Here is a 13,631-nt window from a genome sequence, read left to right as displayed (position 1 = left end):
GGTCTACCTGTAGCAGACGGCTTTGGCAGCCTCGACCACTTCGGCAGCCGAGGGCAGCGCGAGCTTTTCCAGGTTCGCGGCATAGGGCATCGGCACGTCCTTGCCGGAGACGCGGGTTACCGGCGCATCCAGATAGTCGAAGGCATGCTCCATGATCCGCGCGGCGATCTCGGCACCGACGCCGCTCTGGGCCCAGCCCTCTTCCACCGTGACGGCACGTCCCGTCTTCTTGACCGAGTTGATGATCGTCTCGGTGTCCATCGGACGCAGCGTGCGCAGGTCGATCACTTCGGCCTCGATGCCGTCCTTGGCGAGTTCGTCGGCGGCTTTCAGCGCGTAGCTCATGCCGTTCGACCACGAGACGATCGTGACATGGCTGCCGGAACGCACGATGCGCGCCTTGCCGATCGGAATCACGAAGTCATCGAGCTTCGGCACCTCGCCGGTGTGACCATAGAGCATCTCGTTCTCGAGGAAGATCACCGGATTGGGATCGCGGATCGCCGCCTTGAGCAGGCCCTTGTAATCAGCGGCCGAGAACGGCGCGACGACCTTGAGGCCCGGTACGTTCGAATACCAGGACGAATAATCCTGGCTGTGCTGAGCGGCCACGCGGGAAGCGGCGCCGTTGGGCCCGCGGAACACGATCGAGCAGCCCATCTGGCCGCCGGACATGTAGAGCGTCTTGGCCGCGGAGTTGATGATCTGGTCGATCGCCTGCATGGCGAAGTTGAAGGTCATGAACTCGACGATCGGCTTCAACCCGCTCATCGCGGCGCCGACCCCAATGCCGGCAAAGCCGTGCTCGGTGATCGGCGTGTCGATGACGCGCTTGGCGCCGAACTCCTGAAGCAGCCCTTGCGTCACCTTGTAGGCGCCTTGGTATTCGGCGACCTCTTCGCCCATCACGAAGACGTCGGCGTCGCGGCGCATCTCTTCGGCCATGGCATCGCGCAAGGCTTCGCGGATGGTCTGCGTCACCATTTCGGTGCCGGCGGGCACTTCCGGGTCGGGCTCAGCGACGGCCTGCGGTGCCGGCGCAGCTTTGGGAGCTGGAGCCTCGGCCTTCGCGGTGGCAGGGGCTGCGGACTCGGCGGCCTTCTGCTGCTGGGCAGGCGCCGGTGTCTTGGCGAGATCGGCGGCACTCTCGCCATCGGCGAGAATCGTTGCGATCGGCGTGTTCACGGCCACGTCGGCGGTGCCCTCGGGGATCAGGATCTTGCCGAGCGTACCTTCATCGGTCGCCTCGACCTCCATGGTCGCCTTGTCGGTCTCGATCTCGGCGATGACGTCGCCGGACTTGATCGTCTCCCCCTCTTTTTTCAGCCATTTGGAGAGGTTGCCCTTCTCCATCGTGGGCGACAACGCGGGCATCAGCACTTGAATTGGCATATCGACTCCAAGAGAAAGCTTGCGCGCGTTCAGCGGTAAATATCGGTCCAGAGCTCGGCGGCATCCGGCTCGGGATCATGCTGGGCGAAATCGGCGGACGCGTTGACGATGTCGCGCACCTCGGCGTCGATCGCCTTCAGATCCTGCTCGCTGACCTTGGCGGCCAACAGGCGGTTGCGCACCTGCTCGATCGGATCCTGGTCGTGGCGGACTTTTTCGACTTCCTCGCGCGTTCTGTACTTTGCGGGATCCGACATCGAGTGGCCGCGATAGCGGTAGGTCTGCATCTCCAGGATGAAGGGGCCCTTGCCGGCGCGGCACCACGCCGCCGCCTCGTCGCCGGCGGCCTTGACGGCACGGACGTCCATGCCGTCGACCTGCTGGCCGGGAATGTTGAAGGAGGCGCCGCGCTTGGAGAAATCCTGCTGCGCCGAGGCGCGCGACACCGAAGTGCCCATGGCGTAGCGGTTGTTCTCGATGACGTAGATCACCGGCAGCTTCCAGAGCTCCGCCATGTTGAAGCTCTCATAGACCTGGCCCTGGTTGGCCGCACCGTCGCCGAAATAGGTCACGCTGACATTGTCGTTGTCGCGATAGTGATTGGCGAAAGCGAGCCCGGTGCCGAGCGAGACCTGGGCGCCGACGATGCCGTGGCCGCCGTAAAAGTGCTTCTCCTTGCTGAACATGTGCATGGAGCCGCCCTTGCCCTTGGAATAGCCGCCGCGGCGGCCCGTGAGCTCGGCCATGACGCCGTTGGCCTCCATGCCGGTGGCGAGCATATGGCCGTGATCGCGATAGCCGGTGATGACCTGATCGCCCGGCTTCAGGGCCATCTGCATCCCGACCACCACGGCCTCCTGGCCGATATAAAGGTGACAGAAGCCGCCGATCGCGCCCATGCCGTAGAGCTGGCCGGCCTTTTCCTCGAACCGCCGGATCAGGAGCATGTCGCGGAGCGCCTTGAGCTCCTGCTCTCTGGTGAATTCCGGGGGCGAACCGCCGTCGGTCTTGTCCTGTGCAGTGCTTGCGGCGGCTTTCTTGGGTGCGGCCATGGGAATTCCGGGTCAGAGAAAACTTCAGCCCTCTCTAACCCAAGTCAAACGCCCTTGGAAAGCACCGCGGCGGCATGGCACGACTTTCATTATGCCGCACTGCAACGTGATCGTAATATTGCAAAATCTTTGACGCGGATCGGGCAACAAATCGACACGGTCGCCGCACGCGCAGATTCGTGACCTCCTCAAGAAGCGTCGAGCCGATAAAGTCCCGCCACTTGGAGTGGGCGACGCCGAAGCGGCGCCGCCCACTTCCGTCCGATCAGAAGAAGCCGAGCTTCTTGGGGCTGTAGCTGACCAGCAGGTTCTTGGTCTGCTGGTAGTGATCGAGCATCATCTTGTGGGTCTCGCGCCCGACGCCCGACTGTTTATAGCCGCCGAAGGCCGCATGCGCGGGATAGGCATGGTAACAGTTGGTCCAGACCCGGCCGGCCTGGATCGCCCGGCCGAAGCGATAGCAGCGGTTGGCGTCGCGGCTCCAGACGCCGGCCCCCAGGCCGTAGGGCGTGTCGTTGGCGATCTCGAGCGCCTCCTCGTCGTTCTTGAAGGTCGTGACAGAAACGACGGGGCCGAAGATCTCCTCCTGGAAGACGCGCATCTTGTTGTGGCCCTCGAACACGGTCGGCTGGACGTAGAAGCCGCCGGCGAGATCGCCGCCGAGCTCGGCGCGGCCGCCGCCGGCCAGCACCTTTGCCCCCTCCTGCTTGCCGATGTCGATGTAAGAGAGGATTTTTGCGAGTTGCTCGTCGGAAGCCTGCGCACCGATCATGGTGTCGGCCGCACGCGGATCGCCCTGCTTGATCGCGGCGACGCGCTTCAGCGCCCGCTCCATGAAGCGGTCATAGATGTCGGCGTGGACCAGCGCCCGGCTTGGACAGGTGCAGACCTCACCCTGATTCAGCGCGAACATGACGAAACCTTCGATCGCCTTGTCGAAGAAATCGTCGTCTTCGGCGGTGACGTCGCTGAAGAAGATGTTGGGCGACTTGCCGCCGAGCTCGAGCGTAACGGGAATGAGGTTCTGGCTGGCATATTGCATGATCAGCCGGCCCGTCGTGGTCTCGCCGGTGAAGGCGATCTTGGCGATGCGCGGGCTGGACGCGAGCGGCTTGCCGGCTTCCAGGCCAAAGCCGTTGACGATATTGAGGACGCCAGGCGGCAGGATGTCGCCGATGATCTCGGCCCAGACCATGATCGAGGCCGGGGTCTGCTCGGCCGGCTTGAGCACGACGCAATTGCCGGCGGCGAGCGCGGGCGCGAGCTTCCAGCAGGCCATCAGCAGCGGGAAGTTCCAGGGGATGATCTGGCCGACCACGCCGAGCGGTTCGTGGAAATGGTAGGCGACGGTGTCGTGATCGATCTCGCCGATCGAACCTTCCTGGGCGCGGATGGCGCCGGCGAAATAGCGGAAGTGGTCGATGGCGAGCGGGATGTCCGCTGCGCGGGTCTCGCGGATCGGCTTGCCGTTGTCCCAGGTCTCGGCGATGGCGAGACGCTCGAGATTGTCTTCCATGCGGTCGGCGATCCGGTTCAGCATCGCGGCGCGCTCGGCGACGCTGGTGCGGCCCCAGGCGGCCTTCACGGCATGCGCAGCGTCGAGCGCTGCCTCGACGTCCTGCGCGTCGGAGCGCGCGATCTTGCAGACGATCTGGCCCGTCACCGGCGAGGCGTTGTCGAAATACCTGCCGGAGATCGGCGCGACGAATTTTCCGCCGATGAAATTGTCGTAGCGTTCGGCGAAGGGAATTTTGGTGACGCTGAGGAATTCTACCTTGTTCATTGATCACTCCCGATGTTTGCTGTTTGCGCAATTCGTCGCGTGGTCGCGACTTGCGCCGACGATGTCGCGGGAGGCGTCTTCTGTCAGCCCTGATAGGAGCGATCACGGAGCCGACCTGTCGCAGTTCTGCGACAGGTGAAGAGGCTGCACGTCGTGCCGCCGCACATACTGACCTCATCCTGAGGAGCGCGCTCTTGCGCGCGTCTCGAAGGATGGCTGGCGGTGACGGCTGGACCTCTTGTGGTTCGAGACGACCGCTTCGCGGTCTCCTCACCATGAGGATCTACCAGCAGCTCAATGCGCGTTCAGCTCGAACCGCTTGAGCTTCCTGTGCAGCGTAGCGCGGCTGACGCCGAGGGCCTTGGCGGCCGCCGAGACATTGCCGCCCGCGCGCAGGAGCGCCCGCTGCAACACTGCGCGCTGACCGCCGGCAAGATGGTCGCGCCCGGTATCGCCGCCGAGGAGATCGGCGGCAGGCATCGGCTGCAATGCCCGGCCCGGCGCAATCCCCAGCCCCGCTCGAGCGGACCGGGTGGCGCCGATCACGAGATCGTCCGCATCGACCGCAACGAGGCCGCCGCACTGGCCGTCCGCAGCTTGCATCAGCACGATGCGGGCATGGGCGAAGGCCCTGCGAAACAGATCGGCCTCGATACGCTTGGCCGCCTCGCCGGCCGCGAGCGCGATCAGACTGGAAAACACGTCGGTACGGTCGGCGCGGCAGGAGGAGACGTCGAGCACGCCTGCGAACGCAGCCTCATGGTCGTAGATCGGAACGGCGGTGCAGCTCAGAAGGGTGTTGCGGGTGAAGAAATGCTGATCGCGGTCGATCGTCAGCGGACGCTGCTCGACGAGGCAGGTCCCGATGCCGTTGGTGCCCTCATGCTCTTCGCTCCAGAGCGCGCCGGTCCAGAGGCCCCAGGACTGAAATGTCGCATCGTCCGCCGGGGTGCCGCGGCGATCGACCGGCACGCCCTCGCCGTCGGCGAGCAGCACGCAGCAGCCGCTGTCGCCGACCGCCTGGTAGAGCCGGTCCATCGCACCTCGTGCAGCGGCGAGCAGAGGCGCGACGCGCTCGCGCGCGCGGTGCAGCTCGGCTTCGCTCAGCCGGTTCGGCGAGCTACGGCCGGCGGGATCGAGACGATGCAATCTGGACGAACGGCGCCACGAGGCCACGAGCGACGAGCGTGCCGCCTGGCCTGACGTAATGGCGGCCTCGACACGGGCCGCGTGATGCCGGGGGGATTGCCCATTCATCACTGTTTCCTCCGGGTGGCAATCTAGAGCGTGCCGGCACGGCCCGGTTGATCTGCGTCAACCCTGGCCATGGCGCTGGCAGCCATGAGCCGTTTGCGGCGCTGCCGTCAAGGCGGCAGTCCGGTTCCAGGCCTTCAACTTGGAGGCCTTCAACTTTCGGAAGAGTTGTCAGTTTGCTGGGATCGTCCGGACGAGATCGCGCGGATTGACGTAGTCGAGCTGGAAGCGCGCCCGCTCGTCCAGCATGTCCGGGTCGATCTTCGCGGAGCGCAGCAGCGAAACGCGCTGCTCGCTCCTGGCGCGCTCGCGCTTGAGCTGGGCCAGCTCGCTGGTCAGCGCCACGATCTCCTGGTCGAGCTCCTGACGGGCGTTGAGGCCGTATTTGCCGGTATAGGCGTTGACGCCGAAATAGCCGACGATGGCGGCCGCCATCGCATAGAGGGCAAGACCGGTCAGGATCGATTTCAGGCGCGCGCGGGAGACCATCTTGGGAAGATGGGACAGGTTGGTTAAGGACGTGCTAATTCCAAGCCATCCCCTGCCCGACCCTCATGGTGAGAAGGCGCGAAGCGCCGTCTCGAACCATGCAGGTCCGACGGTACCCGCGGCCATCCTTCGAGACGACCGCTTCGCGGTCTCCTCAGGATGAGGACCTCTGGTGTGGCCGCGGGGATATTTAGTCTCAGCCGTGATGCTTCGCCACGTGCACCGCAAACGCGTCGATATAGGCCTGGAGCACGGGCTTCAGGGACTCCTTGGTCAGGTTGCCGTCAGCATCGAAGGCATCGCCCACCCCGTTCAGATAAGCCTCCGGCTGCTGCAGGATCGGACCGGAAATGCCCGGCAGGATGTTCTGCAGCGTCTTGGCGGCGCTGACGCCGCCGAGCGGACCCGGCGAGTTCGAGACGATGCCGACCGGCTTGCCGTTGAACGAGCTCTTGCCATAGGGCCGTGAGGCGACGTCGATAGCGTTCTTCAGCACGCCCGGGATCGCGCGATTGTATTCCGGCGTGACGAAAATAACGCCGTCCGACTTCTGGATCTTTTCGCGGAAAGACAGCCAATCGGCCGGCGGCGCGCCCTCGAGGTCCTGGTTGAAGAACGAGATGCCGGCCGGCGTGATGACCTCGAGCTTGAGCGAAGCCGGCGCGAGCTTGGCGAGCGCATGAGCGATCTTCAGCGAGAAGCTGTCCTTGCGCAGGCTTCCGGCGATCGTGACGATATTGTAGGCCATGGAGTGTCCTCGAAATCTTCAGCGGGAGTGCCGGGGTTGCACTTAAGCGATCCCGAGCGATGGATGCAAGTGCATGGACCGGTCGGATTTGGAAACGCTGGGTTTCTGAACGGTTGCCCAAACAATCAGGCCGCCAAGTGGCGGCCTGACTCCTCGGTACAAATCTGCAAATCGGCTCAGATCGTCGGATTCCACGCCGACGGGATCAGGCGATATTTGGCACCGTCCTTCTCGACATGGCCGACCGAGGGGAAGGTGAAGTGGAAGCCGATCACGGTCGCCTTCTCGGCCGCCGCCATGTCGTAGAATTTGTGGCGGGTCTCCTGCGCCAGCGCAGCATCGGTGTCGAACACCACATGCCAGTCCGGATTGCGCAGGAAGAACTCCGGGATGTTGGTGACGTCGGACTGGATCAGCACCTTGGCATCGCCGGAGGCGACGGCGAACGAGGTGTGCCCCGGGGTGTGACCGGGCGTCGCGATCGAGGTGATGCCGGGCGCGACCTCCTTGCCCCACTCGTACTTCGTCACCTTGGATTCGAGGCCGGCAAAGGTCTTCTTCACGTTGGCGAAGTAGTTCTTCATCATCGGGCTGGACTCGGCCTTGGCGGCGTTGTCCTCGCTGGTCCAGAACTCCCAATCCTTGCCCGGCACCATGATCTCCGCATTGGGGAAGGCAAGCGCACCGTCGGCGAGACGAATGCCGTTGGTGTGGTCGGGATGCAGATGCGAGAGCAGCACGACATCGATGCTCTTGGGGTCGACGCCGGCGGCCTGGAGATTCTGCAGCGTACGGCCGACCGCACCCTTGCTGGGCTCGAGATTGGCGACACCGTTGCCGCTATCGATCAGCACGAGCTTGGAGCCGGTGTTGATGAGCTGCGGGTTGAACGGCACCGTGACCATGCCCTTCGGCATGTAGGCCGCCTCGCCCGCGGCCAGCGCTTCCTCCTTCGGCGCGTTGACGACGAACTTGTCAGGCATCGGGAAGGTCCGCGCGCCGTCGTTGATCGAGGTGCACTCGTAGCTGCCGACCTTGTAGCGATAGAAGCCCGGCGCCTGCGTGCCGGCTTGCGGCACCGCGGCATTGGCGGTGGTCGATCCAAGCTTGGTCATCGCGGCCGCACCGAGAGCGGCGGCGCCTGCGAACAAATGGCGGCGATTGAGATCGGTCATGGAGAAGTCCCCTTCTGAGCGCGCCTTGCGGTTTTTCCGCTTTCAATGGCGGCGGAATAATCTCCCGCTTCGCTCAGAAGGCAAGACCTTCTTTGGGTGACGTGCCGTCGCACGTGCCGATTATTTATTTGGGTTGATGAGGAATTTTTCGCCGGTGGCGCGTTTGGCATAGACCGCGATGTTGGCCGGATCGAGCGCCTCGGAAAGCGACACCACCTTGGTGTAGTGGCTGGCAAACGTGGTCTTCAGTTCGTCGACCACGCGCTGGCGCAGCCTGGCCCCGTCCGCCTGCCCGATCTTCATCAGGAACGGAAACAGCAGCCAGCCGCCGACGCCCCAGGCCATGCCGAAGCCGCGCGGCAGCTCGATCGGGCGGACATCGAGCGCGCCATAGACGTAAACCTGCTTGTGCACGTTGGAGCCGTAGCGGCTGTATTCCTTCGCGGTCTTGTTGATCGCGACTTCCATGCAGTTGAGGATGTCGCCGGCGAGCTTGCCGCCGCCGATGGCGTCGAAGGCGATGGTGGCGCCGGTCTCGACCAGCGCGTTGGTGAGATCGCCGAGGAAGCTTGGCGCGGTTGAATCGACAACATATTTGGCGCCGATCTTGTGCAGGATGTCGGCCTGCTCCTTGCTGCGCACGATGTTGACCAGCGGGATGCCGTCCTTGATGCAGATCTTGTTCAGCATCTGGCCGAGATTGGATGCGGCCGCAGTGTGCACCAGCGCCTTGTGACCCTCGCGCCGCATGGTCTCGGTCATGCCGAGCGCGGTCAGCGGATTGACGAAGCAGGAGGCACCTTCGGCCGGCGTGGTGCCCTCGGGCAGCGGCAGGCACTCGCGTACTTTCAGCGTGCGATACTGCGTATACATCGCGCCGCCGATCATCGCGACCGTCTTGCCCATCAATGCCTTGGCGGCATCCGAGGAGCCGGTCCTGATCACGACTCCCGCGCCTTCGTTTCCGACCGGCATGGACTCGTCGAGCCGGCCTGCCATCGCCCGCATCGCGCCTTCCGGCACCTTCGCGGTGATGACGGGGGCGCCCTTGTCGCCGGAAGCCTTTGCCGTGCTCATATCGGCCGCGCCGATCAGGAGCCCGAGGTCGGACGGATTGATCGGCGCCGCCTCGACGCGGACGACGACCTCGTCCGCGGCGGGTTCGGGGGTCGGCACGTCGAGCAGCGAGATCTCGAGCTCACCGCTCTTTTTGATCAGCGAACGCAGTTGCAGGCCGTTCTTGCCGTCGCTCATGTCGATCCTCCCCTGTTCCTTATCGAGGCGCTGGCTTATGCCAGCGCCTTCAGTGCCGCCTTGCCGCCGTAGAGCGCCTGCTTGCCGAGCTGCTGCTCGATGCGCAGGAGCTGGTTGTATTTGGCGGTGCGATCGGAGCGCGCAAGGGAGCCGGTCTTGATCTGTCCGCAATTGGTGGCGACCGCGAGGTCGGCGATGGTGGAATCCTCGGTTTCGCCGGAGCGGTGCGACATCACCGAGGTGTAGCCGGCCTTGTGCGCCATCTCGACGGCGGCGAGCGTCTCGGTCAGCGTGCCGATCTGGTTGACCTTGATCAGGATCGAGTTGGCCCGTCCGGCCTTGATGCCTTCGGCGAGGCGCTTGACGTTGGTGACGAAGAGATCGTCGCCGACGAGCTGGCACTTCTTGCCGACGAGGTCGGTCAACTCCTTCCAGCCGTCCATGTCGTCTTCCGACATGCCGTCCTCGATGGTCACGATCGGATAGCGCGCGACGAGGTCAGCAAGGTACTTGGCCTGCTCGGAGATCGAGCGGGTCTTGCCCTCGCCTTCGTAGACGTATTTGCCGTCCTTGAAGAACTCGGTCGAGGCGCAGTCGAGGCCGATGACGATGTCGGAGCCCGCCTTGTAACCGGCCTTGCCGATCGCGTTCATGACGAATTCGAGCGCGGCATCCGCGGACGGCAGGTTCGGGGCGAAGCCGCCCTCGTCGCCGACATTGGTGTTGTGGCCGGCCTTCTTCAATTCCGACTTCAGGGTGTGGAAGACCTCGGCGCCGTAGCGCAAGCCCTCGGCGAAGGAGGACGCGCCCACGGGGAGGATCATGAACTCCTGGAAGTCGATCGGATTGTCGGCGTGCATGCCGCCATTGATGATGTTCATCATCGGCACCGGCAGCAGCCGCGCCGAGGTGCCGCCGACGTAACGGTAGAGCGGCATGTCGAGCGAGTTCGCGGCCGCCTTGGCGCAGGCGAGCGACACGCCGAGGATGGCATTGGCGCCCAGCCGGCTCTTGTTCGGCGTGCCGTCGAGGTCGATCATGATCTGGTCGAGCTGGGCCTGCTGCTCGACATCGAGGCCGCTCAGCGCCTCGAAGATCTCGCCGTTGACGGCGCCGACCGCCTTGGTGACGCCCTTGCCGAGATAGCGGGCCTTGTCGCCGTCGCGCAGTTCCACCGCCTCATGGGCGCCGGTAGAGGCGCCAGACGGCACGGCAGCACGGCCAAGCGCGCCATCTTCCAGCACGACGTCGACCTCGACGGTGGGATTGCCACGGCTATCGAGAATTTCGCGGCCGATGATGTCGATGATGGCGGTCATGAGAGCCTCTTTTCAGGGACCAAAGGGGGCAGTTGGCGGTGCTTCTACCGCAATGCGTCGAAGTGGAAAAGGCCGGGTGACGGCCGCGTCGCGATTGGCTAAGAGGGCCGCTACGGAGGCGGCCTGATGTCGAAAAAACCCAGCAAATCGAACAACTCCCCTGCTTTGCAGCTCGGCCGCGCCGTCGAATGGCCAGATACGCCCGAGAAGGCGAAACTCGACCGCGTGCCCAATCCGCAAGGAGGCACCGATTATCTGGTTCGTTTCACCGTGCCCGAGTTCACATCGCTCTGTCCGGTCACGGGACAGCCGGATTTCGCACATCTGATGATCGACTACGCGCCCGGCCAATGGCTGCTGGAGTCGAAATCGCTGAAGCTCTACATCGCGAGCTTCCGCAATCACGGCGCCTTCCACGAGGACTGCACCGTGATGATCGGCAAGCGCATCGCGAGGGAGATCAAGCCGAAGTTCTTGCGCATCGGCGGCTACTGGTATCCGCGCGGCGGCATCCCGATCGACGTGTTCTGGCAGACCGGCCGCGCGCCGAAGGGATTGTGGGTGCCCGAACAGGGCGTCGCGCCCTATCGCGGGCGGGGCTGAGCTCTCTCTCGTGTCCAGGCCTCAGCGCGCGTCGGATGGCGCGCGCTGTTTCAACAGCCGCGCACACACGAAGCCCAGCGCCACCATGATCGCGGCGCTCGCGAACAGGGTCGGCATCTTGCCGCCATGCTGCAGGCCAAGGCCATAGGCGAGCGGCCCGACCGTCTGCCCCATGAAAAAGAAGAACGAATGCAGCGACAGCGCGGTCGCGCGTGCTTCGACCGAGAGCTCGCTGGCAAACATCTGAAGGCAGCCATGGGCGATGTAGAAGCCCCAGCCCATCACGATGAGATTGAGCGCCTGCACTTCCCAGCGCAGGCCGAAGGCGACGACAACGAGCTGCGAGGCCACCAGTGTCATGCCCGCGATCATCATTCGCTTCATGCCCAGCCATGGCAGCAGGCGCGACACCGTCAGCGTGTAGAACAAGCCGCCGACCGCAAAGCCCGCGATGACGATGCCCGCGATCGAGAGCGAGGTCTGCCCGAGCTCGAACAGGAACGAGGCGATGTAGGGAAACAGGCCGAGCACACAGCAGCCTTCGATGAACACCGCCGCATAACAGACATAGGCGTTCGGGTTGGTGAAGATGGTGCGATAGCCGGCCTTCAGCGCCGACAGGCTCGTTTTCGGCGGATGCTTGACCCTGGCGCCCCGAAAACCGGCGGCGACCGCGATCGACGCAACGATCACGAGCCCGCCGAGCACCGCCAGCACGCCGCGCCAGCCGAGGAAATCGCCGATCAGGCCGGAGGCCGAGGCGCCGAGGAGATTGCCCGTCATCGCGCCGGCAAGCGTGCGGCTGATCGCGACCTGACGCTTCTCGGGACCGACGAGATCGCTGGTCAGGCTGAGCGCCACCGGAAACACGCCACCGGAGCCGATGCCGGCGAGGATACGGGTCGCGAACAGAACCGAGAACGAGGTCGAGAGCGAGCCCAGGATGTTCGCAAGGCCGAGCAGCGCGAGGCAGCCGATCATCAGCCGCGTCTTGCCGAACAGATCGGCGGCGGCGCCGACGATCGGCTGGATGATCGAAAAGGTGAAGGCGAACACCGCGGCAAAACCGGCAGCGGTCGCGATGCTGACGCCAAAGTCCTCGGCGACGTGCGGCAGCACCGGATCGAGCGCGCGCGCGGAGAGCGCCGCGGCAAAGCTTGCACCGGAGATGACGTAGAGCGCGGCCGGCAGGCCGTGATCGTGCGGCCGCGCCTCGCCCTGCTGCATCAGCGCGGGTCGGCTTTGGTATTATCTTTGGCGAGCGCGTCGAACGCCATCAGCCTTCGGATCAGCGCCTCGAACTCGCGCAGCGGCACCATGTTCGGTCCGTCGGACGGCGCGCTGTCAGGGTCGGGATGGGTCTCGATGAAGACACCGGCAACACCGACAGCGACGGCTGCGCGTGCGAGCACCGGCACGAATTCGCGCTCGCCTCCGGACGACGTCCCCTTCCCGCCCGGCTGTTGCACCGAATGCGTCGCGTCGAAGATCACGGGTGCGCCGGTGGTCCGCGCCAGGATCGGCAACGCGCGCATGTCGGAGACCAGCGTGTTGTAGCCGAAGGACGCTCCGCGTTCGGTGACGAGCACGTTGGGATTGTTCGCGCTCGTGATCTTGGACACGACGTTCGCCATATCCCAGGGCGCGAGAAACTGACCCTTCTTGACGTTGACGACCTTGCCGGTCGCGGCGGCCGCGAGCAGCAGATCGGTCTGGCGACACAGGAAGGCGGGAATCTGCAGGATGTCCACCGCCTGCGCCACCTCGGCGCATTGCGCGGCGTCATGCACGTCGGTCAGGACCGGTAGGCCCAGGGATGATCGGATTTCGGCGAAGATCGGCAGCGACTGGGCAAGCCCGAGACCACGCGCAGCCGACGCGCTAGTGCGATTGGCCTTGTCGAACGAGGTCTTGTAGACGAGGCCGATCTGCAGCCGCGCGGCGATCTCCTTCAGCGCGGAGGCCACCTCCAGCGCATGCTGGCGACTTTCGAGCTGACACGGCCCCGCAATGATCGAGATCGGCAGATCATTGCCGAATTTGACCTTGCCAATGGTGACGACCGGCGCCGCTGACGTCGAAGAGCTCAAGGCAAATCCCTCGTTTCGGCGCGACCATAGCCGCGATGAAGGGCGGATCAACCCCATTCGGCCCGGGCTCCCAGAATATCAGGGTTGCGCCCAGGCCCTCAGCGACGCCCTCGCGCCGGCCGCCTCTACTTCACCGCCGAGAAGGCGGTCGGCGCCAGAATCTGGCTGACGATGTTGCCGACGATCTGGCCGTCCGCCTCGCTCTCGGCGCGCCCTTTCATCCAGTCCGGATCGGTCATGAAGGCGGCCCACTTCTTCTCGCGCTCGGCGAGCGACTCCCAGGCCAGGAAATAGGTCAGCTCCTGGTTGGATTCACCGATCAGCGTCGTGAAAAAGCCGGCCTGCTTGATGCCGTGCTTTTCCCACACCTTCAGCGTGACGGTCTCGAACCGCTTGAGCAGTGCCGGCAGGCGGCCGGGCACGCAGCGATAGATGCGCATTTCGTAGATCATTCTTGTTCCTCCCTGATCAG

Annotated in this window: 13 protein-coding genes; 1 reads left to right on the top strand and 12 read right to left on the bottom strand. The window is 64.6% G+C overall.

Annotated elements, in window-relative coordinates:
- Positions 1-3 precede the first annotated feature (3 nt).
- From ACVIN2_RS01275 to eno, 9 genes are all read right to left on the bottom strand, one after another.
- A complete protein-coding gene (locus ACVIN2_RS01275) occupies positions 4-1,392 on the bottom strand; it encodes a pyruvate dehydrogenase complex E1 component subunit beta (RefSeq protein WP_456764180.1) in 1,389 nt (462 codons plus the stop codon).
- 29 nt (positions 1,393-1,421) lie between these two features.
- Complete coding sequence (gene pdhA / locus ACVIN2_RS01270) at positions 1,422-2,444, bottom strand: pyruvate dehydrogenase (acetyl-transferring) E1 component subunit alpha (RefSeq protein WP_007590620.1); 1,023 nt, start codon at positions 2,442-2,444, stop codon at positions 1,422-1,424.
- A 265-nt stretch (positions 2,445-2,709) separates the two neighbouring features.
- Positions 2,710-4,227 carry an aldehyde dehydrogenase gene (gene adh, locus ACVIN2_RS01265; RefSeq protein WP_456764179.1) on the bottom strand — a complete coding sequence of 506 codons (1,518 nt, stop codon included), beginning with the start codon at positions 4,225-4,227 and terminating at the stop codon, positions 2,710-2,712.
- A gap of 294 nt (positions 4,228-4,521) precedes the next feature.
- Positions 4,522-5,484 (bottom strand): GAF domain-containing protein, encoded by a 963-nt coding sequence (locus tag ACVIN2_RS01260; protein ID WP_456764178.1) that lies wholly within the window; start codon positions 5,482-5,484, stop codon positions 4,522-4,524.
- 168 nt (positions 5,485-5,652) lie between these two features.
- Positions 5,653-5,970 (bottom strand): FtsB family cell division protein, encoded by a 318-nt coding sequence (locus ACVIN2_RS01255; RefSeq protein WP_007590617.1) that lies wholly within the window; start codon positions 5,968-5,970, stop codon positions 5,653-5,655.
- 196 nt (positions 5,971-6,166) lie between these two features.
- Entirely contained in the window at positions 6,167-6,718 is a 552-nt protein-coding gene (locus ACVIN2_RS01250; RefSeq protein WP_456764177.1) for an NADPH-dependent FMN reductase, read from the bottom strand.
- A gap of 176 nt (positions 6,719-6,894) precedes the next feature.
- Positions 6,895-7,893, bottom strand: a complete 999-nt coding sequence (locus tag ACVIN2_RS01245; RefSeq protein WP_456764176.1) for an MBL fold metallo-hydrolase — start codon at positions 7,891-7,893, stop codon at positions 6,895-6,897.
- A gap of 120 nt (positions 7,894-8,013) precedes the next feature.
- Positions 8,014-9,147, bottom strand: a complete 1,134-nt coding sequence (locus ACVIN2_RS01240) for a zinc-binding dehydrogenase (RefSeq protein WP_027518151.1) — start codon at positions 9,145-9,147, stop codon at positions 8,014-8,016.
- A gap of 35 nt (positions 9,148-9,182) precedes the next feature.
- Positions 9,183-10,466 carry a phosphopyruvate hydratase gene (gene eno / locus ACVIN2_RS01235; protein WP_247349200.1) on the bottom strand — a complete coding sequence of 428 codons (1,284 nt, stop codon included), beginning with the start codon at positions 10,464-10,466 and terminating at the stop codon, positions 9,183-9,185.
- A 126-nt stretch (positions 10,467-10,592) separates the two neighbouring features.
- Here eno and queF point away from each other — a divergent pair, with 126 nt between their 5' ends.
- Positions 10,593-11,069, top strand: coding sequence for a preQ(1) synthase (gene queF, locus ACVIN2_RS01230; protein WP_456764175.1), 477 nt, complete (start codon positions 10,593-10,595; stop codon positions 11,067-11,069).
- A 21-nt stretch (positions 11,070-11,090) separates the two neighbouring features.
- Here queF and ACVIN2_RS01225 read toward each other — a convergent pair whose 3' ends face one another.
- The 3 genes from ACVIN2_RS01225 to ACVIN2_RS01215 all read right to left on the bottom strand — a co-directional run bounded on the left by ACVIN2_RS01225 (position 11,091) and on the right by ACVIN2_RS01215 (position 13,611).
- Entirely contained in the window at positions 11,091-12,296 is a 1,206-nt protein-coding gene (locus tag ACVIN2_RS01225) for an MFS transporter (RefSeq protein WP_456764174.1), read from the bottom strand.
- Complete coding sequence (gene kdsA, locus ACVIN2_RS01220) at positions 12,296-13,159, bottom strand: 3-deoxy-8-phosphooctulonate synthase (protein ID WP_456764173.1); 864 nt, start codon at positions 13,157-13,159, stop codon at positions 12,296-12,298. The genes ACVIN2_RS01225 and kdsA overlap by 1 nt, the downstream gene beginning before the upstream one ends.
- A gap of 125 nt (positions 13,160-13,284) precedes the next feature.
- The gene (locus ACVIN2_RS01215) at positions 13,285-13,611 is read right to left on the bottom strand and encodes an NIPSNAP family protein (RefSeq protein WP_007610789.1); all 327 of its coding nucleotides are present in this window, start codon (positions 13,609-13,611) and stop codon (positions 13,285-13,287) included.
- Positions 13,612-13,631: the final 20 nt, after the last annotated feature.

The organism is Bradyrhizobium sp. USDA 3650 (assembly GCF_054057395.1).
Note: the sequence above shows the minus strand (reverse complement) of the source record. Positions and strands in the feature narration are given on the sequence as shown.